Source organism: Treponema sp. R8-4-B8 (assembly GCF_054786175.1).
Map to the genome: position 1 here is coordinate 1 of NZ_BDHE01000016.1, position 23515 is coordinate 23515.

Annotated in this window: 19 protein-coding genes and 1 riboswitch; of the genes, 16 read left to right on the forward strand and 3 right to left on the reverse strand. The window is 43.1% G+C overall.

The features are described from left to right. Nucleotides 1–346 precede the first annotated feature (346 nt). The gene (locus ACYVRA_RS04390; protein ID WP_461251535.1) at nt 347–3190 is read left to right on the forward strand and encodes a collagen-like triple helix repeat-containing protein; all 2844 of its coding nucleotides are present in this window, start codon (nt 347–349) and stop codon (nt 3188–3190) included. A 22-nt stretch (nt 3191–3212) separates the two neighbouring features. Then, a complete protein-coding gene (locus ACYVRA_RS04395; protein ID WP_461251536.1) occupies nt 3213–5438 on the forward strand; it encodes a hypothetical protein in 2226 nt (741 codons plus the stop codon). A gap of 240 nt (nt 5439–5678) precedes the next feature. On the opposite strand, the gene ACYVRA_RS04400 is transcribed toward ACYVRA_RS04395, so the two are convergent. After that, the gene (locus tag ACYVRA_RS04400; RefSeq protein WP_461251537.1) at nt 5679–6587 is read right to left on the reverse strand and encodes an Rpn family recombination-promoting nuclease/putative transposase; all 909 of its coding nucleotides are present in this window, start codon (nt 6585–6587) and stop codon (nt 5679–5681) included. Nucleotides 6588–6912: 325 nt separating this feature from the next. On the opposite strand from ACYVRA_RS04400, the gene ACYVRA_RS04405 reads away from it, so the two are divergent. Then, nucleotides 6913–7926, forward strand: coding sequence for an energy-coupling factor ABC transporter permease (locus tag ACYVRA_RS04405; RefSeq protein WP_461251538.1), 1014 nt, complete (start codon nt 6913–6915; stop codon nt 7924–7926). A 218-nt stretch (nt 7927–8144) separates the two neighbouring features. Here the strand turns inward: ACYVRA_RS04405 and ACYVRA_RS04410 are convergent, their stop codons facing one another. Together ACYVRA_RS04410 and ACYVRA_RS04415 are read right to left on the reverse strand one after the other, a co-directional pair. Further along, nucleotides 8145–8546 (reverse strand): hypothetical protein, encoded by a 402-nt coding sequence (locus ACYVRA_RS04410; protein ID WP_461251539.1) that lies wholly within the window; start codon nt 8544–8546, stop codon nt 8145–8147. 15 nt (nt 8547–8561) lie between these two features. Beyond that, entirely contained in the window at nt 8562–8702 is a 141-nt protein-coding gene (locus ACYVRA_RS04415; RefSeq protein WP_461251540.1) for a hypothetical protein, read from the reverse strand. A 314-nt stretch (nt 8703–9016) separates the two neighbouring features. Here ACYVRA_RS04415 and cbiQ point away from each other — a divergent pair, with 314 nt between their 5' ends. The 13 genes from cbiQ (at nt 9017) to ACYVRA_RS04480 (ending at nt 23504) form a co-directional block, all read left to right on the forward strand. Continuing rightward, nucleotides 9017–9847 carry a cobalt ECF transporter T component CbiQ gene (gene cbiQ, locus ACYVRA_RS04420; protein WP_461251541.1) on the forward strand — a complete coding sequence of 277 codons (831 nt, stop codon included), beginning with the start codon at nt 9017–9019 and terminating at the stop codon, nt 9845–9847. 326 nt (nt 9848–10173) lie between these two features. Then, on the forward strand, nt 10174–11031 hold the full coding sequence (locus ACYVRA_RS04425; protein WP_461251542.1) for an Rpn family recombination-promoting nuclease/putative transposase: 858 nt from the start codon (nt 10174–10176) through the stop codon (nt 11029–11031). 148 nt (nt 11032–11179) lie between these two features. Next, on the forward strand, nt 11180–11857 hold the full coding sequence (locus ACYVRA_RS04430) for a DUF4405 domain-containing protein (RefSeq protein WP_461251543.1): 678 nt from the start codon (nt 11180–11182) through the stop codon (nt 11855–11857). After that, on the forward strand, nt 11854–12435 hold the full coding sequence (locus ACYVRA_RS04435) for a flavodoxin (RefSeq protein ID WP_461251544.1): 582 nt from the start codon (nt 11854–11856) through the stop codon (nt 12433–12435). Before ACYVRA_RS04430 ends, ACYVRA_RS04435 begins: the two co-directional genes overlap by 4 nt. A 157-nt stretch (nt 12436–12592) precedes the next feature. Further along, nucleotides 12593–13315, forward strand: coding sequence for an energy-coupling factor ABC transporter ATP-binding protein (locus ACYVRA_RS04440; RefSeq protein ID WP_461251545.1), 723 nt, complete (start codon nt 12593–12595; stop codon nt 13313–13315). Next, nucleotides 13312–14067 (forward strand): nickel pincer cofactor biosynthesis protein LarB, encoded by a 756-nt coding sequence (gene larB, locus ACYVRA_RS04445; protein WP_461251546.1) that lies wholly within the window; start codon nt 13312–13314, stop codon nt 14065–14067. The genes ACYVRA_RS04440 and larB overlap by 4 nt, the downstream gene beginning before the upstream one ends. A 23-nt stretch (nt 14068–14090) precedes the next feature. Next, a complete protein-coding gene (gene larC / locus ACYVRA_RS04450) occupies nt 14091–15368 on the forward strand; it encodes a nickel pincer cofactor biosynthesis protein LarC (protein ID WP_461251547.1) in 1278 nt (425 codons plus the stop codon). Nucleotides 15369–15754: 386 nt separating this feature from the next. Next, nucleotides 15755–16393, forward strand: a complete 639-nt coding sequence (locus ACYVRA_RS04455) for a redox-sensing transcriptional repressor Rex (protein WP_461251548.1) — start codon at nt 15755–15757, stop codon at nt 16391–16393. An 88-nt stretch (nt 16394–16481) separates the two neighbouring features. Beyond that, entirely contained in the window at nt 16482–18911 is a 2430-nt protein-coding gene (locus ACYVRA_RS04460) for a methyl-accepting chemotaxis protein (protein WP_461251549.1), read from the forward strand. Between the two features lie 120 nt (nt 18912–19031). After that, a riboswitch (cobalamin riboswitch) is annotated at nt 19032–19335 on the forward strand. A gap of 128 nt (nt 19336–19463) precedes the next feature. Further along, nucleotides 19464–20030, forward strand: coding sequence for a hypothetical protein (locus ACYVRA_RS04465; protein WP_461251550.1), 567 nt, complete (start codon nt 19464–19466; stop codon nt 20028–20030). A gap of 42 nt (nt 20031–20072) precedes the next feature. Next, nucleotides 20073–22058: a TonB-dependent receptor plug domain-containing protein gene (locus tag ACYVRA_RS04470; RefSeq protein ID WP_461251551.1), complete on the forward strand. Its 1986-nt coding sequence runs from the start codon at nt 20073–20075 to the stop codon at nt 22056–22058. After that, the gene (locus tag ACYVRA_RS04475) at nt 22055–22594 is read left to right on the forward strand and encodes a hypothetical protein (protein WP_461251552.1); all 540 of its coding nucleotides are present in this window, start codon (nt 22055–22057) and stop codon (nt 22592–22594) included. Before ACYVRA_RS04470 ends, ACYVRA_RS04475 begins: the two co-directional genes overlap by 4 nt. 1 nt (nt 22595) lies before the next feature. Further along, entirely contained in the window at nt 22596–23504 is a 909-nt protein-coding gene (locus tag ACYVRA_RS04480) for an ABC transporter substrate-binding protein (protein WP_461251553.1), read from the forward strand. The last annotated feature ends 11 nt before the right edge of the window (nt 23505–23515 follow it).

Below are 23515 nucleotides of genomic sequence, written 5' to 3' on the forward strand. Positions count from 1 at the left end.
AAAATGTTTAAAACCTAAGGTGAAACAAAGGTTTGGTAAATTCAAAAAAAAAAAAAAATAATCAATATTTTACTTGACAAACACGCCAAAAAACCGCAAAATACTCTTAATGGGGCAAAAAGTCGCTATTAATACCAAATTCCCGACACAAATCTCTCCGATGATAATATCCCCCCCCCCCCCCCCCCGACAACTTATTCTTTAAAGAAATATCTTTCCCACTACAGTCAATTTCAGGACAGAGGTCTGTCCAAACAACGCCATATTTTCCCCAATTTGGAAAAACGTCATTCGCTTTTAGGAGTGGCATTTTTATAAATCAATCAATTAATAGGAGGATTTTTCAATGAAAAAATTGAAATCAAATTTTGCTAAGATGCTTCGCATTTTAGCAATTATCACGCTTGTAGCGGCAATTGGGTTTGCAATGACGGCGTGTGAAGGCACGGTCGGACCCATAGGCCCCACAGGTCAGACAGGTCCCACAGGTCAGGCAGGCCCCGATGGTCAGGCAGGTCCCGGTGGTCAGACAGGCCCCATAGGTCCGGATGGCTACGGAGGCCTTGAAAACACCATTTTGCTTACGGACGGCGTTTGGGTAGACGGCAACCTGACGGCGGGAGGCGATCAGTGGTTTCGATTTACCGCGACAAATAATTACTTTCAACTCATCTTTAAATCAAGCACTATGAGCAGCGTGAAGGTGGCAGGGTATTACAATGACGGCAGTCCGCTGTCATCGTCGTCACCACCGTGGGTTTCTTTGAATGACAGTAATGTTTATTCAGACAGCGTGACAAAGGGTTTTATGTACTATATTAGAGTAAGTCCGAATGACATAGGCGAAACCGGCGCTTACCAGATAGCGTTAAATAGAGCGTTAAATTTCCCGCCAACCACTCCCACAGCACTTACCGCAGTAAACACATGGGCTGACGGCAATATTGCCACTGTAGGCGGCGAACAGTGGTTTACCTTTACCGCGACTGCGGATACCCAGTTTATCCACTTTGCTTCTGGTACTTTGTCTGACGTGTATGTGCAATTGTGTGACAGCAATGGAGTTATAGTCGGATCTCCAAAAAATTTAGATACAAGCTATCCTTATGCATCATGGAAGGTAACAAGCGGCAGCGTGTACTATGTCAGGGTTACGCCATATTCAAGCACTTACAGCGGCACGTACAGAATGACATTCGGCGAAAATATTGTTCCTCCTGGCGTTACCCACACCGCGCTCACCTTAAATACATGGCAAAACGGCAGTATTGCTACAACAAGCGGCGTACAGTGGTTTTCCTTTACCGCGACTGCGGCTATCCAGTTTATACACTTTGATCCTGGCACTTTGAGTTACGTGTGGGTGCAACTGTATGACAGTAATGGAAATGATATTGCAAGCGGAGGGTTGGACTCAGGCACTCCTTCTGTCTCAGGGATTGCAACAAGCGGCAATGTTTACTATATCAAGGTTACGCCGTATTTAGGCACTGGCGCATACAAGATAGCGTTTAGCGCAACTATAACTCCTCCGGGCGTTACCTCCACCGCACTTACCGAAAACACATGGCAAAACGGCAGTATTGCCACAGAAAGCGGCATACAGTGGTTTAGCTTTACCGCGACTGCGAATACCCAGTATATTCACTTTGAACCGGGTACTTTGGCTGGCGTGTATGTACAATTGTATGATAACAGAGGAAATATGCTCAGAGACGAAAACTTGGGCAGCTATTATTTCTATACCTCAGGGGAGGTAACAAGCGGCAGCATGTGCTATATAAAGGTTATGCCGTTTTCAGGAAGTGGCACGTACAGGATAGGGTTTACTGCGTCAGATGCCCCACCGCCAATAACGCTACCAACTACAGGCGTAACAACACTTACCGTAAACGAATGGGCTAACGGTAATATTACCACAGCAGGCGGCGTACAGTGGTTTAAGTTTACCGCGACTACGGATTACCACTATATCTACTTTGAACCGGGTGCTTTAGCAAGCGTGAATGTACTACTGTATGACAGCGACGGATATACGCTTGGAGGCCCAATAAACTTGTACTTAGAAAATCTCTATATCTCAGGGGAGACAACAAACACCAGCATTTATTATATCAAGGTTACGCCGTATCCAAGCAGTAGTAGCGGCGCGTACAGGATAGCGTTAACTGCATCATCTGCTCCGCCGCCAATAACGCTTCCAAGCATAGGCGTAACTGCGCTTACTGTAGACACATGGCAAAACGGCAGTATTGCCACAACAGGCAACTCGCAGTGGTTTAGCTTTACCGCGACTGCGGATACCCAGTATATCTACTTTAAAAAGGACGCTTTGTCTTATGTGTATATACAACTGTATGACAATAGCGGTAATGTAGTGGGGGATAGGTCAACCACGTCCGGCGACTTCTATACCTCACAGACGGTAACAAACAGCAATATGTATTATATCAAAGTTACGGCGTTTTCTAATAGCGGCACATACAAGATAGCGTTCAGCGCAAGTTTCATTACTCCGGGCAATACCCCCACCGCGCTTACCATCAACAAATGGACTGATGGCAATATTGCCACGGCAGGGGGCGAACAGTGGTTTAGCTTTACCTCGACTGCGAATTCCCAGTATATCCACTTTAAACCTGGTACTTTGTATTACGTGGATGTGCAATTGTATGACAACAACGGAGTTACGATCGGAGACCAACATCCCTTATACGGAAGCGACCTTGTCTCACGGACGGTAACATCGGGACAGATGTACTATATCAAAGTTACACCGGATTACAGCAGTGAAAGCGGTACATACAGGATAGGATTTAATACGTCAACTACTGCGCCGTCAGTTCCAGACTCAGGCGTAACTACGATTACCGCAGCAGGTACATGGCAAAACGGCAATATTACCACGGTAGGCGGCGAACAGTGGTTTAGCTTTAATGCGACTGCGGATACCCAGTTTATCCACCTTAATAATACGAGTACTTTGAATGACGTGTATGTGACACTGTACAACAGTAGCGGAATTAGTATTGGAAGCGCAATAAACTTGTGGAGTAGCCATCTTAATGACCAATGGTCAGTATCAACGGGACAGACGTACTATATCAAGGTTACGCCGTTTGACAGTGATACCACCCTCGGCGCGTACAGGATAGCGTTTGCTACGTCATCTACCCCGCCTAGTCCTTAACGGATAAAAGGAGAAGTGAAAAATGAATAACAGAAAAATGCCATTAGCTTTTAAAAGCGGCTTTTTTATAAATCAATCAATCAAATTACAGGAGGAATTTTCTATGAAAAACGTATTAAAATCGTTCGGCATTATCGCGCTTGTGGCGGTAATATTCTTTGCAATGATAGCGTGTGAAGGTCCAGTGGGACCGGTAGGTCCAGTAGGCCCCGAAGGGCAGACAGGTCCCGAAGGGCAAATAGGTCCCGAAGGGCAGATAGGTCCCGACGGCCCCCAAGGTATAAATGGCTACGGAGGTCCCGCAGACGCTATTGTGCTTACAAATGGCGCTTGGGTAGACGGAAATATGCCGTTAAACGGCGAACAGTGGTTTAGATTTACCGCGACCGATGATTACTTTCAACTCATCTTTAATTCAACCGCTATAAGTGGCGGTGTGTATGCGGTAGTGTATAACAATAACGGTAATAATGTAGATTGGTCTTCTTTGGATAACAACAGCTATTTTTCTTCAACTAGTGTAACAAAGAGTTTTGTGTACTATATTAGAGTATTACCGGCGGTTAGCGGCGAAAGCGGCGCGTACCAGATAGCGTTAAATAAGATATTAAATTATCCGACAACCGCCCCCACAGCGCTTACCATAAACACATTGACTGAAGGCAATATTGCCGCAGCAGGCGGCGAACAGTGGTTTAGCTTTACCGCGACTGCGGATACCCAGTTTATCCACTATGGATTAGACTCTTCGCTTAGCTTGAATGTGCAATTGTGTGACAGCAACGGAGTTGTAGTCGGAGATAAAACAACCTTGTGGAACAGCTTTCCTAATACATATACAACACGGAAGGTAACAACGGGACAGACATACTATATCAGAGTTACAACGAATTTCGACGAAGATTATGGCACGTTCAAGATAGCGTTCAGCGCAAGTGTTATTCCTCCGGGAGTTACCTCCACCGCGCTTACCGCAAACACATTTGCTGACGGCAATATTGCCACAACAGACGGCGCACAGTGGTTTAGCTTTACCGCAACTGCAACTACTCAGTTTATCCACTTTCAAAGGGACGGTTTGTCTTACGCGTATGTTAAGGTGTACAACAGTATCGGAAATATAGTCGGAGAAGACTCAACAATCATGAACTCAAGTTATCTTTTTACCTCACGGCAGTTAGCAACGGGACAGACGTACTATATCAGAGTTACGCCGTATGATGGGAGTGGCACGTACAAGATAGCGTTCAATACAACTATAACTCCTCCGGGCGCTACCCTCCCCATCGCGCTTACCGCAAATACATGGGTTGACGGCAATATTGCCACAGCAGACAGCGTGCAGTGGTTTAGCTTTACCGCGACTGCGAATCCTCAGTTTATCTACTTTAGCCCGGGTGCTTTGACTAGCGCGTCTGTGCAGGTGTATAACAACATCGGAAATACGGTCAATTATTCAACAACCTTGAATTCAAGCACTACTTCTACCTCACGGCCGGTAACAACGGGACAGACATACTATATCAGGGTTACACCGCCTTATAGCAGTTATACCGGCGCATACAGAATAGCGTTTGCAGGTGTTATTCCTCCAGGCGTTACCCCCACCGCGATTACCGCAGCAAACACATTTGTTGACGGTAATATTGCCACGGCAGGCGGCACACAGTGGTTTACCTTTACCGCAACTGCGGCTACCCAGTATATCCACTTTGAGAAGGGTGCCTTGAGTGACGTGTATGTACAACTGTATAACAGTAACGGAAATACGGTCGGAGAACGATATAACTTATGGGGAACCGATCTCTTTATCTCACGCTCGGTAGTGACGGGACAGACGTACTATATTAGTGTTACGCCGTATAACAGTAGTACCCTCGGCGCGTACAGAATAGCGTTCAGTACAAGTTTTATAACTCCGGGCGCTACCTCCACCGCGCTTACCATAAACACATGGCAAAACGGCAATATTGCCGTGGCAAATGGCGTGCAGTGGTTTACTTTTACCGCAACTGCGGATACCCAGTATATCCACTTTAGCCCAGACGCTTTGACTTATGTGACTGTGCAACTGTATAGCAGTAGCGGAGCTTCGGTCGGAATCAACGCAACCTTGTACTCAAGCAATACTTATGCCTCAAGGTCAGTAACAATGGGACAGACATACTATATCAAGGTTACGCAGTATTCAGGCACCGGCGCGTACAAGATAGGGTTTACTACATCAACTAGCGCACCGACTTCTTAGAAGAGAATAGAATAGAGAAAAAAGTAAGATAAGAAGGCAAGCAGTATTAGCGTAGAGATTTCACGCTAATACTGCTTGCCTGTTTTTTAAAATTGGTAACAGTCATCTATTAGCGGTAAAGCCCGCGCCCAGCCTGCGGACAAAAACCCCCTCTTCTCTCTCCCTTTGTGTTCTTTGTCCCTTTGCGCTCTTTGTGTGAGTTCTTTGCGATAAAAGTCCTTTTCCCCACTAACCACTAATTTACAACTGGGCAATAGTCTCTGGAGGGAGGTCGGTGTATTTACTAATCTGAGATACAGGCATATTATCAGCTTTCATTTTTCGGGCGATTTCAAGATTGGCTTCCTTACGGCCTCTTCGCTCAGCATCTTTCATTCCGCTCCGCCAATCAAGTTCGCCTTTCATAAGGCTGGTATGAAGCGCATAAGCTTCATATTCCGCTGAAACTTTACGCAGTGTGTCAGTAGCCATCGCTATTCCCTCCTCGTGTTCTATTATCTCTTTTATTTTCTCTCTTTTTGTCTCATCTGTCAAATACTGAAAATACGCCGCCCATTGTTCCGCGTTCGTCATTTCTTCTACCGGCTTGCCAATGAAGGCGGCGGCTTTTTCCAGTTCCAGCGTGATTATCCGTATTTTGCCGTCCAATGAAACTTGGGTCTGCGGATCATAAAACTGAAAAACATGCGTTAGGTATTTGTCAGAGAAGAATGGTTTTTGCGCCAGTATCGAAATCTGATAAGTTTCTTTTAAATCGGAATAGTTTTTTTCGATACCTTCTATCTCCTGCCCTACAAATAATCTGGACGCAAAATACTCAATTCGATTCAATTCATCGTCAATCGGGTGAAATGACATTTCTACGTCGATTGGTTCTCCGTTTTTGCTAATACAGGAAATATCATACCTGATTTTCTTCTGCCCCAGAAAATCTGTAGCAGGTTCATTAGCGACGATTGTTTCCACCTCGACAGTACGCCCGATAAGCGTAGAAATCAAATCTGACAACGCCGCTCTTGACGCTGATGTGCCTCTGGTAAATACGGCTTTGAACACATGGTCATAGCGGATGTCCAAGATACGCTCCCCGTCCCCAAAAGGGAAGGGTCCCCACTCGTAAATAGCAGGATTTTGATTGATTGTTTCCATAAACAACTCCATAATAGTTTTTTCTGCCTGACCACTTGCAAGTGGTCAGGCACCTATATATGGCGTGAGGATGCGTGGCGCTTGACCGAAAATGAAAATTTTTCGAAAAATTTTCTCACACAAAGAACACAAATCGTGACCTTGACAATCTTTTCTGATTTTTGATATAGTGCAATATAATCCATACCATGAAGATATGGCGCAGACTGGCAATTTCCATAAAAGTAAAATGATACCACGAAGGTGTCTTGCGTTTCAGAAGCGGCGCAAGTTAGGCTTGTGTAACAAGCTTTAAGTTTTATTTTTAGGAGGAATTATTATGCACATGGCAGATTCTTTACTGTCCCCTGTTGTGGGAACAGCGATGTGCGCTGTAAGCGCCGCAGCTATCGGTTATTCGGTTTCAAAAATTAAAAAAGACGATTTATGCGAGAAAAAAATCCCCATTATTGGCGTGATGGGCGCGTTTGTTTTCGCCGCTCAGATGATCAACTTTACCATTCCCGCTACGGGATCAAGCGGGCATATCGGAGGTGGGATATTACTTGCCGCTATGATTGGCAGTTTTCCGGCACTGTTGTCACTTGCGGCGGTATTAATTATTCAATGCCTGTTCTTTGCCGATGGCGGCTTGCTTGCCCTCGGTTGTAACATTTTTAATATGGGCGTTATCCCCTGCTTGATTGTGTATCCTCTGCTTTTTAAACCGCTGTTAAAAAAAGACATTACAATTGGAAAAATAACGACGGCTTCTATTATTGCGATTGTTGTAAGTTTGCAACTTGGCGCGTTTAGCGTAGTGCTTGAAACATTATTTTCCGGCATTACGGAATTACCGTTTTCAAGTTTCGTTCTTTTAATGCTGCCCATACACCTTGCGATTGGTATTGTCGAGGGCGTTGTAACCGCCGCAGTACTTTTCTTTGTTTATAAAATGCGCCCAGAAATTATGGAGAGCAGTTTTGAAAGAACGGCAATTAAAAATGAAACGCCGGTAAAAAACGTACTTATCGCGCTTGCCGTAATTACGCTGATTACCGGAGGCTTGTTGTCACTGTTTGTTTCATCACACCCTGACGGGCTTGAATGGTCAATAAAAAAAATAACCGGTTCAACAGAAATTGAAAAAGAAAATGCCTTTTTAAATGGAGCGGCTTCCATACAGGAAAAAACCGCCTTTCTGCCCGATTACAATTTTTCCAACGCTGGCGAAGAAGGCGTAGCAGCAGGAACAACCCTTTCGGGAATTTTAGGCGGTATTTTTACATTTCTACTTGCAGGGATTACCGTATTAATTATTTCAGTTGTTAAAAAAGAGGGGAAATCAAAAAATAGGTGACAAATAACAAAGGAAAGAGGCAATGCGAAATCTGTAGTGCCTCATGTAAAAATCAAACCGAAAGATGTTGATTTTTTTGTTTGACAATCAACTTCAAAAGTGCTATATTATAAATGTTCCTGAAAAGGAACACGCCACTGGAGGAGGCGGCGGCGGACTAAAAGTCCGAAGTGGCCCCCTCTGCCGAACCCGGCTTCGCTTATGCGGGGCCGGGCGATTTATTTTATGCCAATAATTGACCGTAGTTCTTCATAAGTCCATGTGTACAGTTCCCCAGTTTTTTCAAAAAAACATATACACGATCCTTTATCATGGCGATTTTTCAATTCTCCGGCAATTTTTGCTTTCACACTTCCTACGGATATAGCGGACATCAGCCAGATAAATACCGAATGTTCTTTGGTTAAAGCACAGTTATCAGTCAGTAAAGAACCTTGTTTATACCCATACTTAAATTGGGTTCCTAAAGTTGCCCTTGTTCCTGATACGGTTTTCATTTCTACAATTTTCCCATCTAATACCAAGTCAGCGCACCTTTTCCCGATTTCTCCCTTGATTTCCAGTTCCGGCAAAAAGTACGCCACGCTCCCCCTACCGGTTAAAATCCGTACTTGGGACATTTCCCTTTTCCACTTTTAAGGTTCTTTATATTTCTCAACAAGGCGGCTTTTGGCAACCCAAATATTGGCTTCCGTGGGTATCCATTGCTCATGTGGAAATAAAACCGAGACAAGGGCAAGGGATTGTGCGTTAAGACATTGTTGTTCAGAGGCCATTATTGTTGATCATAGCGGAACAAAAGAAAAATGAAAAGTGAATTGAACGATGCTTGTTTTACACAAAGCTATTAACAGCGTTTTCGCTTCGGTATATGAGAAAATACCCTCTCAATGCGGCAACAACTCACAAAAGTCATAAAACCTTCTTAATCTATTGTACACTCAAGGGGTAGACGATAAGATAAGAGACGGTTATGCGGATGACTAAAAAAACGCCTTTTCAATTACGTCAATTACCGTATTAGGCGTGGAGGCTCCGGCGACAAGGCCGATGGTTTCAAGCTTGAAAAATTCGGGGGTATAATTATATAATGAAAAACAAAATATACGAACTGTACGCGCTTGAAGAATTAGCCTCAGGCAGTACCTGTATTCACCGCCTAAACCCGCTTGCCAAGTTATTGGCAACGGCGGTTTTTATCGTAACCGTCGTTTCGTTTAACAGGTACGCTTTGGGGCGTTTGATACCGTACATCTTTTATCCCGCGCTCCTCATGGCTCTTTCAGAAACGCCATACTCAATGCTTTTTAAGCGTTTTCTTATCGCCCTGCCGTTCTGCCTTTTTGCCGGAATAAGCAATATAATTTTTGACAGAAACACGGCGTTTGTGATAGGCAGTTTAATAATAAGCCGTGGTGTTATTTCTTTTTTTTCAATTTTGTTCAAAACTTATTTGTGCGTAATGGCGATCTTAATACTCGTATCGGTAACTAGGTTTTCCGAACTTACCAATGAGTTGCGGCGCTTGCGTCTGCCGGGAATTTTTATCGTCATGTTTGAACTTACCTACCGTTACATCGGCGTATTGTTAAATGAAGCGTACTCAATGAGTATCGCGTATTCATTAAGAAGCCCCAACAGAAAAGGAATTGAAATGAGGGACATGGGCAGTTTCGCGGGACAATTATTAATTCGCAGTTTTGACCGCGCCGAGCGCGTGTACAACGCCATGAAATGTAAGGGATATACCGCAGGGTATACATCAGGGTATGCTCTTCAAAAGATATTGCAAAAAAAGAAGTTGCCAGTTTTAAAAGATTTTATTTTTTTATTTATTGTTTGTCTGTTATGTGCAATGTTTCGTATTGTTGACATAAACAATCTGTTGACCGGATTTTTTAGAAAGCTTATGCAATGGTAACGCAAGGGCTTTAATCACTTTTTTTAGGGTTTTTTGAAACTCCTCTCCTCTACACGATGTATGCCCAAAGAATTTATTCAGTACAGTCAGGGCAGGTTGCGGGTGGCAAAAACTCTGGGAGATCCCGCCCTGCCCTGAGTGTACATAAGAAATTTCTTAGGCATATATCGTGCTATTTAAACTAATCACAAACCTGTTTTGAGGTAAAAATTCCTTAAAAAAAGTTAAAATTTTTTCAAATTTAGTCAAGCAAAACGGCACTCTCGCGCCATATATAGGTGAACCTTTTTTGAAGGCTCAAAAAAATTTTTTTTCGGAGGTCACTTATGGAAAATGTAAACAAGAAATTTAAAAACAGTATTTTCTCTTTCATCTTCAGTAATCCTGACGTTTTAAGAGAACTTTACTGCGCCCTTGAGGGGGTAACCATCAGCCCCGATGTCCCCGTTGTTATCAATACCCTGGAGGACATTCTGTTCATGGATATGATCAACGACATATCCTTTGAAATCGGCGGAAAACTGGTCGTTCTCATCGAACATCAGTCCACCATAAACCCGAACATGGCTCTGCGTCTGCTCATGTACACAGGCAGGGTTTATGAGAAAATCATCAACGATGAAAAGATTTACTCATCAACAAAAATTTCAATTCCAAAACCTGAATTCTTTGTGTTGTACAACGGGGTAAAGCCATTTCCCGACGAGAAAACAGTAAAGCTTTCAGAGCTATTTGAAAGCACAGAAAGTTTAAGGCTTTCAAAAAAAGAGCTTCCGGCGTTGGAGTTGGAAGTAAGGGTACTAAACATAAACAAGGGAAAGAACGAGGAAATAGCGAAAAGGTGCCAAACGTTGCAACAATACAGCGCGTTTATAGCGAAAGTAAGGGAGTATCAGGGTGGGGGATTATCCTTAAGAGAAGCGATAAAAAAGACCGTGCAATATTGCCGGAAACATGATATATTAAAAGAGTTAATGGAGAAACACGCCAAGGAGATAATGAATATGCTAACAACGGAATGGAATTGGGACACGGCGAAAAAAGTTTGGCAGGAAGAGGCTCGTGAAGAAGGTTTGGCTCAAGGTAGAGAGGAAGCACGCGAAGAAGATCGCCAGTATTTTCTTGAGTTGCTAAATCAAGGATTGTCTGTTGATGAAATAAAAGGGCGGTTAAAGAATAAATGAGCATGCTAACGACAGAATGGAACTGGGACACAGCGAAAAAAGTTGGGCAGGACGAGGCTCGTGATGTAGAGAAGTAGATAATCGCTAAAAATTTACTTTCAAAATGCCCAATTTTAGGCTTTTCAGCAAAATAATAAAAGGTGCTTTTATGGCAATAAAACAACCGATACGCATAACGCTCGATATAAGTATGATCGCCCTGTTGTTATGCGCGTACAATCCACGATTAGCAAGAGATACCGTCCACATATTAATAGGCATAACAATTTTTATTTTATTTGCAACGCACATTTTTATTAATCGCCATTGGTTTATAAATATTTTCAATGGCGCATACACGCCGCGCCGTATGCTGATGACAACCTTTAATTTATTGCTTGCAATAGCGGCGGCAACATTGATCATAACAGGTCTATTGGAAGCGGTTTGGTCTCCTTCCTTTTTACTCTTTGAAAGCGGAGTAACTTTAAGAGAGGTACACACCGCCGCCGCTTACTGGCTTATGCCTTTTGTCGGCGTTCATCTTGGGTTTCATTGGGGAATTTTCTCAAAATATATAGGCAAAAATCGCCTTGTTATTACCCTTATGCGTATTTTTACCACGCTGTTTTTCATGTTCGGCGTGTGGTCATTTTTCGACAGGGATATGTTCGCAAAATTATTTCTTGGATTTTCGTTTGATTATTGGCCACAGGAAAAGCCTATCATTTTATTTTACATTCAAACCTTATCCATAATAGGAATATATGTTATAATAACATATTATATTTTAAAGCTGATTTTTTGGCTTAAAAATAGAAAAACCACAAACGGAGGTTCTTTATGAAAAGACTGATATTATTGACATTCATTTTTATTCTATTGGGGGTAAACATGGAATTAACAGCGCAAACAACGAACAGCAAAATTCTTGTCGCCTATTTTTCATGGAGCGGCAACGCGAAAACGCTTGCGGAACAAATAGCGCAGGCAACCGGCGGCGTACTGTTTGAAATAAAAACAGTAACGCCTTATCCAAATAACTACGATGAGTGTACCAAAGCGGCAAAACAGGAACAGAACGCCAACGCCCGCCCCGCCATATCGGGAAAAGTCGCCAACATGGAACAATACGGCACGGTGTTTTTGTGTTATCCAAACTGGTGGGGCACATTGCCGATGCCGGTATTCACTTTTCTTGAAGCCTACGATTTTTCTGGCAAGACAATTTATCCACTTGTAACCCACGGCGGCAGTCGCTTCGGGCGCAGTCTTGACGACATAAAAAAGCTATGCCCCAAAGCAGTTATCGGCGAAGGGCTTGATGTCAGCGCATTTGACAGAAACCCCAATGACGCTACCAGAGTAAGCAACCCAAACAAAGACGTAACCGCATGGCTTCGTAAGATTGGATTCAATACTTGATAATTTTTTTTAGTTAGAATATAGTATCCTTATAATCCATATCATGAAGGTATGGCGCAGACCGATAATTCTTCCATAAAAACGATGCCATGAAGGTATCCTGCGTTTCAGAAGCGGCGCAAATATTAGGAGAAATTTTTTTGGGAAGGCTTCTGTAATGTTGAAACTTCAAAACGTAACGGTTATTTACCCTGACAAGACAAAAGCGATAGACGACATAACACTGACCGTCAGCGAAGGTGAAAATGTCGCATTAATAGGCGAAAACGGCGCAGGTAAAACTACGCTTCTGCTCGCTGTTGTCGGGATACTTGAATTGTCAAGCGGCGCGATAGAAGTAGACGGAATACAACTTAGTAATAAAACAGTTAATGAAATCCGAAAAAGAGTAGGCGTTGTTTTTCAAAACCCCGATGACCAGTTGTTTATGCCGCTTGTTTATGACGACATCGCCTTTGGCTGTCGTAATTTTGGAATGTCTGAAGATGAAATTAAAATACAGGTAGATGAAACTCTTAAACAGTTAAACATAAATCATCTGGGTACTCGTTCATCGTTAAAATTGTCCGGCGGCGAAAAACGTCTGGCGGCAATAGCGTCGGTTTTGGCAATGGAACCTTCTATATTAATGTTTGATGAGCCGACCGCCTTTCTTGACCCAAAGGCGAAACGCTCTCTTATTGAAATTTTTAAAAAATTAAACCATACAAAAATAATAGCGACGCATGATGTAACATTTGCCGCAAAAATATGCAGCCGCGTAATTATATTGAAGAACGGGCAAATTTTCGCGGACGGAAAGACGGACTTGCTGTATGACAAAGAATTGATGATCCATTGCGAATTAGAGGCGATTGAAAGGAGGAATGATAATTTATGAACAAACAGGAAACTTTACATTTATTAAAAAACATTCAGGAGGGCGCGATTACTCCCGAAGAAGCGTTATCAAGACTTTGCACCGAACCTTTTGAAGATTTAGGTTATGCGAAACTTGACCATCACCGCGAATTGCGGAAGGGAGCCGGTGAAGTAATATACGGTGAAGGTAAAACGCCGGAACAGATAATCGGCATTATAAACGCTATGAAGGATAAAAGACAGCGGTTAATAATGATAACCCGACTATCGGCGGAAGCGGCAGAAATTGTCAATAAAAAAATTCCATTGCAATATCATCAAATGGCGCGAATCGGAATTGTCGGCGAAATACCAAAACCTGACGGCATCGGAAAAATCGTAGTCGCCACTGGCGGCACAAGCGACATCCCCGTCGCAGAAGAAGCGGCTATTACCGCCGAAGCCCTTGGCAACGAAGTTGTCCGCCTGTACGATGTCGGCGTTGCGGGGCTTCACCGTCTCTTATCACAGCTTGAGGCAATTATGGACGCGCAGGTAATAATTTCCATAGCAGGAATGGAAGGTGCGCTAACCAGCGTCATAGGCGGCTTGGTTGGCTGCCCCGTTATCGGAGTTCCCACCAGCGTAGGCTACGGCGCTTCATTTAACGGGCTGTCCGCTCTTCTTTCAATGCTTAATTCATGCGCCAGCGGCGTGAGCGTAGTCAACATTGACAACGGTTTTGGCGCAGGGTATTTGGCAAGTATGATAAATCATAGATTTATCATTTAGATAAGTCATAAAAGGGGTGTTAAATGAAAACACTGTATTTTGAATGTAATATGGGCGCAGCGGGAGATATGCTCTTGGCGGCTTTACTTGAGTTGCATGACAATCCTAAAGAATTTTTGAAGAAGTTAAACGACATTGGTATCCCCAATGTATTGGTAAGCGCCCAGCAATCCGTAAAGTGCGGCATAACCGGAACGCATATCACCGTAACAATCAACGGAAAGGAAGAAGATGATCATGCGGACAATCATCATGATCATTCACATAATGAGCATAATTATTCTCACGATGAATATCATCATCACGAAGATACACATGATCATACTCATGAACATACACACAGTGATAATCATCACAGCCATAACAGCTATCACGACATAGAACATTTAATCACCCAATTAAATGTTTCCGATAACGTAAAAAAGAACGCTCTTGCGGTTTACAAATTGATAGCTGAAGCTGAAAGCCGAGCGCATGGCGTTCCGGTAGACAAAATACATTTTCACGAAGTGGGAGAGATGGACGCGCTTGCCGATATTACAGGCGTTTGTATGCTGATAGAGGAACTTGCGCCCGATGTGATTTTAGCTTCTCCGGTTAATACCGGAAGCGGCCACGTCCATTGCGCTCACGGCATTTTACCCGTACCAGCTCCGGCAACCGCTTATATTTTGCAAAATATTCCCATGTATAGCGATCAAACGCAAGGTGAGCTTTGTACGCCAACGGGCGCGGCGTTACTCAAACATTTTGTAAAAGAAATTCGCGCAATGCCTGTGATTAGCGTTAATAAAATCGGCTATGGCATGGGTAAAAAAGATTTTGAAAAAGCAAATTGCGTAAGAGCTTATATCGGCAACATGGCGAATAACGCAGAAGAAGTAACTGAACTTGTTTGCAATTTAGACGATATGACTCCTGAGGCGGTAGCCTTCGCGCAACAGCTTTTGTTTGAGGAAGGCGCTCTTGACGTTTACACCACTCCTGTTTGTATGAAAAAGGGGCGCATGGGTTTGACTTTTACGTGTATGTGCCGCAGTGAATTAAAAGACAAGATGGTCTCGCTTATTTTCAAACATACAAGCACGCTTGGAATGAGAGAGAATACCAGCCGCCGTTACACATTGCAAAGAGAGCAAAAAGAAATTCAAACTCAATATGGTACGGTTAAAATTAAAACCGCTTGTGGTTATGGGGTGCGGAAATCAAAGCCTGAATATGAGGATATAGCAAAAATCGCTAGGGAGAGGGGATTGTCAATACAGGATGTGTTGAAAGAGATTGATATGTCATTTTCCTGATATTAAATGATAAATTCGCACTGGTGGTTTTAAAATTCTTTTTGGACATCCCCTTGCATTTATTGGTGCTCTCAGCGTGCGGCATTAATTGAACTACACGGCTACGCCGTGCGTTTATTTTGTTGCACCTGCGGAGCCTTCCCTGACCATCTAAAATTGATTGATGGAAAATACCTGCATGAACTTCGCTACATAGGATTACCGTTTTACGGATCATCAAACCAGCGAATTATTGACTTAGCTAAAACGCGGGAAAAACGGCTGGTTGTGTTATGGAATGGTATCAATAAAGGCAGTTGATGATGAGACCGACGCTATCCGCAGTCCGATCACAATGGCAAACAGTAGCAGAGACAATAACGAAAAAATTTGATAATATAAAGGCTATGGCGCAGCCTAAAAATTTTTCAGCGTCTACCGTCCGCAGGTTTCCCTCCTATCTTCCGGTGATTCGGGATTTACAACAGGAAGGGAAAGAATTTGTCTCTGCCGCCGTCATTGCGGAAGTATTGGGGCTTGACCCCGTACAGGTACGCAAAGACCTTGCCTTAACCGGAATCGCTGGAACGCCTCAAAAAGGGTTTCCTATTGAAGATATAATTTACGCTATTGAGCATTATCTGGGCTGGGATACTACCAGCGACGCCATATTGGTCGGCGCTGGAAATCTTGGTTCGGCGCTCCTCGGCTACAAGGGGTTTCTGCTCCACGGCCTCCACATTTTGGTCGCATTTGACGTTGATCCCAAGAAAATTGGAACGCGGATTAACGGCGTTAAAATACTCAATGCAAAAACAATGGATGTTCAAATCCAAAATTTCAAGGCGAAAATCGCCATACTTACGGTTCCTTCCGAATATGCCCAAGAAGCGGCGAATGTGCTTGTAGACGCGGGTATTGAAGGAATATGGAACTTTACCGGCGTTAAACTCAAAGTGCCGGAAAACGTAGCGGTTCAACAGGAAGACCTGAGCGCCGGTTACGCCATGCTTAGGGTTAAAATGAAAACACCCGCAAATTCTTAACATCAGTATTGACATATTCTTCCTAGTTTCGATATAATTATATCGTTACATAATTACCGATAATTATGTATCTAAAGGGAAGATAAAAATGGCAAGAACAACGCTTACCCCGGTTATACGGATTGACGAAAAAAAGTGCGTTAATTGTTACGCCTGCATTGCCGATTGTCCGGTTAAATACTGCATGGACGGCTCGAAAGAAAAGGTAATGATAAACGCTGACCTTTGTATCGGTTGCGGGAACTGTATAATAGCCTGCCACCATGAGGCGCGTTTGCCTATTGACGACACCCCTCGTTTCTTTTCAGACTTGAAAAATGGCGCCAAAATTATCGCCGTTGTCGCTCCCGCCGCAGCGTCCGTTTTTCCCGACAAACACCTCAACCTTAATGGCTTTCTGAAATCGCTCGGCGTTAAAGATTTTTTTGACGTGAGCTTAGGCGCGGAACTTACGGTTGTTTCATATTTAGATTTCATACGAAAGAAAAAACCCCGCATGGTCATAGCGCAACCTTGTCCGGCTATTGTAACTTATATCGAGATTTACCACCCTGAACTGATACCCTACCTTGCGCCGGCGCACAGCCCCATGCTCCATTCGATAAAAATGATCCGCGAGTATTATCCTCAATATAAAGACCATAAAATCGCTGTAATTTCTCCCTGCCTTGCAAAGCGCCGGGAATTTGACGAAACCGGACTGGCGGACTACAACGTTACCATGCTTGCTTTAAAAAAATATCTGCTAACGGAAAAAATAGACCTTGCCTCTTTTACGCCTGAGGACTATAACGGGTTGCTTGCCGAGCGGGCAGTAGGATTCTCAAGCCCTGGCGGTTTGCTTGACACTGCCGAGCGGTTTTCACCGGGCATACGGAGAAATACCCGCAAAGTCGAAGGGGTACACAGCATATACGCCTACCTTATAGAAACAGCGTCATCGTTGAATGATCCTGACGAAGAATTCCCGCTTTTATTGGACTGCCTTAACTGCGAAAAAGGCTGTAACGGCGGCCCCGGCACAGGGAACAGCCTCTTGTCTATAAACAAACTGGAAAGCCCTATCCGCAAGCGCAGCGCCGAACTTGAACAGCGCGTTGCTCCCAAGCAAAAAAAAGAACAGTACGAAAAATATCACAAACAGTTGAAACAATACTGGAAGCCCGGACTGTATGACCGCAGTTATCGTAATCTTTCGGAAAACAACGACAAAAAAACACCTAACGAAGATGAATTAAACGTTATCTACCATAAGATGAAAAAGTTTTCAAAAGAAGATATATACGATTGCGGAGCATGCGGTTATAAAAGATGCAGAAGAATGGCAATGGCAATTTTTAACGGCATTAACAAACCGGAAAATTGCGCTCAGTATACTCTTGCGTTACTTGCGGAAAAAACCAATACCGAAGAACTAAACCGTCAGCTTAAGAAAGACATTACCAAAGCGTCAGCCCTTATTGAGGATATAAACAAATTAATAAATAAACTGAATGCTGTTATCCTTTCGCAAAGAGATACAATCGCGCAATCTTCGGTTGCGACAGAAAAAATGATCGGCTCGATCAAAGAAACTACGGAGCTTTCCCGAAGTAAACAGGAAAACATAAAAGGGCTGATAGAAAACACGGAAAAAAGCCAGACATCAATGCGGGAAACGATTCAATCGGTAGAGGACATTTCCAAATCGGTAGACGGCATAGCGCAGGCGATTAAAATAATCAGTACAATAGCGGCTAACACCAATTTATTATCCATGAATGCGGCAATTGAAGCCGCCCATGCCGGAGAAGCGGGCAGGGGCTTTGCGGTTGTTGCCGGTGAAATACGCCGTCTTTCGGAAACCACACGGGAAAATTCACGGAATATTTCTCAGACGCTTAAAAGTATCATTGACGGGATAACTGTTACCGAAAAACAATCCGATGACACAGGAACTAGAATAACCTCTATGGCAAAAGAGATTAATGGTTTTGCCGAGACAATGAATGGCTTAATTAATACTTTCAGCGAATTATCGGCGCATAGCGCTGAAATTACCGCCGCGCTTGATAGTCTTCAAAATCAAAGTGATACCGTAAGAACCGACTACGCCGAAATAATTTCTATGACGGAAAAACTACACTCTGCAATGATTGATTTGATTATGCTGACGAAGAAAAAGGTCATTGCAGTTGATGATGAGGAAACCTCCCTTATCATGACAAAAAGCGCGCTGGAAAATGATTATAACGTTAAAGTAGTCAATTCCGCCAAAGCGGCTTTGGACTTGTTCTTAGAGGGATATCTTCCTGATTTGATTTTGTTGGATTTATATATGCCTGGAATGGGCGGTTGGGATACCTTTATCAAAATACGAGACATCAGCCAATTGCACAAAATCCCGATAGCGATATATACGGTATCGGACGACCCAAAAGACAAAGACAAAGCGCATGAACTTGGCGCGGTCGAATACATACACAAACCAATCAGTAAAGGCGAGCTGCTTGAAAAAGTATCAAAATTGGTGAAGTGATTTTTATAGGCACGATCGCCTTGACACTTGCTTTCTAATATCTTTATTAGGTAATTAACAAAAAAAATCAAATACAAATTAAACTCCAAATTCATTCTCCATTTGTTTATATACCGATTGACAATTTCTCACAAATAGTATAAACTGTAAAAGTATATTTCAAAGGAAGTGGGGTGCGCCTGACCACTAAAATCTTTAAACAGTTAAGTTAAAACTGTAAAAAAGTTAAGATTTTAGTGGTCAGGCAAGTCCCCCGCTAACCCGTAACTGTGACAGGGAAGATTCAGTCGCATACAACCACTGTTTGACCACTTGCAAGTGTCAGATGGGAAGGTTGACTGAAAAACCGTCCGACCAAATAAACAAAGTTTATGTGGTCGGGCAAGCCCTCAAGCCAGGAAACTTTGGTATGCGTTAGCCTCGTATGGGGTTAAACATTTTTTCTTAGCTTCGAGGAAGAGCTTGAGAAAAACCGATTTTACCGGTCTAATACGATTTTCTCGTCAGTAGTGTAAGCGGTCTTTTTTGTCTTTTCTCCGAAAAGGAGTCTCTATGTTTTTATTCAACTCACTTCACCAGGGAAGCATGGCTTTAAAAAGCCTGGTTTCCAAAAGCCGCAAGGCTTCAGGAAGCCCGGCTTCCAGTTCACTTCGCCGCAATTTTGCGCGAGGCGTTTTCGCGCTTGCCGTTATATTCTGTTTGACAACGGCACTTTTGTTTACTGGTTGTAATACGGATGATAATTCTGTAGATACCGGTTTTATTCCAGTAGGCGAATGGACAGCAGAATGGGACGGTTACACAATAACAGATACCCGTGTCGAATATGGAGACCTGAAAGGTGATATTGAAAAAGCTATAGATTTTTCAGCTAACGCTGGCGTACTTATTATCAAGATAACCGCATCTTCCGGTGATTTTACTGTTAACAAATATACCGGCGTTTATTATTCAGAATATACTTCAACTAGCATAAAGTTAGCAAACGTCTGGTTACAAGATAGTAATGATGCTTGGTATCCATTAGAAACAGATTCACTGTCTGCGGCTATTTCACTTTTTAGCGTGGACAATGTAGGCGATCATGTTTCCTATTGGGGAACTTATACAAAAGAATAAATGTTCACTTTTTTACACAAGGCCGGAAAATTTTTTCCGGTCTTGGTACTATTAATTTTTTCTCTCTCTTTTCCCAACAGCGCAAATGGTCAGTCTGTCGAAGATGATGAGTTACTTTTCTCCGAAGAAGAGGGCATAACCGTTACGGGAACAAAACCGACAAGCCAGCAAATGTCAGTTATTGAAAAAGACGAAATTGAACGCCGTAACGCGCCGGACGTAGCGTCTCTGTTGCAGGAGACGCTTGGTCTCAACTTTACACGATACGGAACTTACGGCAATATGACTTTGCTTAACCTGCGCGGGCTTGATTCAAAACGGCTTGCTATCCTCATAGACGGAGTGCCTGTAAATTCTTCTATGGACGGAAGATTTGACATTGAGCAAATTGATCTTAATTCAGTCGAGCGTATCGAGGTAATTTATGGCGGCTCCGATACCAAGTACAATGTTTCAGGCGCGATGGGCGGAGTGATTAACATTATCACTGTTAAGAAACAAAAATCAGGACTGAGGTTAGGCGCTTCTGTTTCCAATACCGGAGTTCAGCCCGGCGAATACCGTGGGCGGGGCGGACTAACGCAGGGACCAAATTGGGAAGATTTGGCAGATACTCAGAACATTGACATTTCAGCCGCTTATGGGGGAAGCTCCTTTTCAATTACAGCTAACGCCTTCGCAAACCGGGCGCAGAATCACTTTTTATTTACCGACCGCTACAATTATACCCGCCGCAAAGATAACAACGAAGTGTGGGATGCCGGGGGCGCGTTATCTGTAATTGGGGAACTGCCCAATCTTTCGAAATTAATCGCCTCATCAAATTTTTATTACGGCGATAAAAATATACCCAACTCCGGCTTTTCAAGCAATGTCGGCAAACAGCAGGATATAGTTTCGCGTAACAATTTAATGCTTGATATGCCCCACGCTTTTCGTGACGATCTTGCAATGGAAGCGACCATTGGATCGTATTTTACAAGAAGAGATTATACCTCGCCTGCGGACGTTTTTTCCCGTCACGAACAGCAGAGTATAATGGTAATTAACCGCTGGAATTGGTATGCAAGCGGGCAGTTGTCTCTGAAAAGCGGTTTTGATTACCGTTTTATCTATCTTGACTCAACGGATATTGGAAATCGGGATCGGCACGACGGTGGAATTTACCTGACTGCGGAAATCAAACCTGTACAACGATTCATGATCATTCCTTCTGTAAAAGCTGTGTTCGCAAACAAAGGAGACACGCAATTTACAGCAGTCCCAAAATTAGGCTTGCTTTGGAATGTGACAGATTCGCTTGCCTTAAAAAACAACTATTTCCGCAGTTTTAAATTTCCCGACTTTGAAGAATTGTACTGGAGTGAAGGCGGTGGCACTAGCGCAGCCGGAGGCAGCGTGGGAAACCCCGATTTAAAACCCGAAGACGGTTGGGGCGGAGACATTGGTTTGTCATGGCGTTTTAAAGATTTATTTATTTTTGAATGCACATTCTTTACGCATTGGTTAAAAGATTCAATTCACTGGTATCCCGGAGCCGGCGGTATCTGGCGGCCTGAAAATGTAGGAGAGGCAATGTTCTTCGGGGCAGACAGCAAACTGCGTTTTGAAATTCCTGTTAATTTAGGATCGATAAAAAAAATTATCCCCTCAATTTCGTATCAGTACCTTTTAAGTTACCTGTTAAGTTTTGGCTATGACTTCGCGGACAATAAAAGAATCCCATACAGTCCAGTGCATACAATCGGCGGTTCTCTTGAAGTTCCGTGGGAAAGCGGTTCTGTAATAATCAGCGGACATTTTGAAAGTTTGCGCTATGACGACAGAGCAAACATTACACAGTTGAAACCGCATTTTTTGCTTAACGCCAATGTTAATCAAAAAATAGGGAAAAATCTTACGGCGTTCGGCGTATTGCGAAATATTTTGAACGAATCATATCAATCATTTAACGATTACCCCATGCCGGGGATTACGCTGACGATGGGGTTACGGTTGCAGTATGATACGGAGGGAGGGGCAAAATGAGCAAATATCTAGCCTATACTTTTTTATATGATGATGCCGCTGATTTAAAGTGCGATTTTGAAATATTGACCGATGAAATTTCCAGTATGATAGGCCTCGTGCGTTCCCTGCTTGATGAAACGGACAAAACAGCCGATCCTGAAATGGAAGAAGATATGTGCAAAATTAACGAATTGATGTACCATATTAATCCGTCTCTGCGGACAAAAACAACGGTAACTGCGGAAGAATTGGAATGGCTTCACCTGAAAACCCAGTCTCTGCAAAAATCTGTAGCGGAACTTCTGCCTGAAGGTAAAGATTTTGCCTTTTTTGTGCCCCAAGGTTGCACTCAAACCTCCTGCAGTCATGTTATACGCAATAAATGTAAAGCTCTGGTACGGCTTTTAAGCCGCCATCAACAGCAGGGAAATACGGTAGATGAAATTCTCTTTGATTTTGTCAATTTGTATTCGGGTTATTTTTATTTTCTTGCTCTGTGGTTCAATAAAAATCACGGGGTAAAAGAACGCTTATTTTTTAGCAGGGTGTATTAATATGCACATAACAGTATTATTAAAAAAAGTTTTAATAATTGCTTTTGTTATTCTTTCTGTTGTTAGTTGTGCAAGAAACGATGGCAGAGAAATAATCGACCGTTCAGGCAGAACAGTAATAATTAAAAATCAAATCAACCGAATTGTGTCCACCGCGCCGTCAAATACGGAGATAATTGCCGATCTTGGACAGGCGCATAAACTTGTCGCCATAGACAAACATTCGGTAAATGTCGTGGGGATTCCCGAAGGATTGCCTCAACTGGATTTTTTCTACCCAGACGCAGAGGTGATAATAAAGCTTAGTCCCAATATAATTATCGCTAACGGGCATAATGCGACAGGCACTGGCGAAGACCCATTAAGGGCGTTACGCGAAATGGGAATCCCCGTGGTGTATATTTCCATGAGTAAGAGCATTGACGATATTTACCGTGACATTGCCTTCATTGCCGATCTTTTGCAAGCGCGGAAAAATGGAGAAGAAGTTATCAATTCAATGAAAGCGCAGATTGCCGAAATCAGCCAAAGGGGAGCGCAGGCAGATACAAAAAAGTCAGTGTATTTTGAAATATCAGCCGCGCCGGATATGTTCACTTTTGGGAAGGACAGTTATTTGAATGATATGATCTTTGTTATCGGTGCGCGTAACATTTTTGAAAATGACAATTGGATTGTAAATCCTAGCGCGGAGTCGATCATTGACCGCAACCCCGATGTGATTCTTACAAATGTGAATTATATTGACGATCCAATCGCGGAAATAAAAAGTCGCCTCGGTTTTAACCACATCAATGCTGTTAAAAATAACCGTATCTATCAGATTGATACTGATTCATCGGTGCGCCCTTCAAGCCGCATTATTTTGGCTTTGCGGCAGATGTCGCAAGCGGTCTATTCTGACCACTAAAATATATCAAG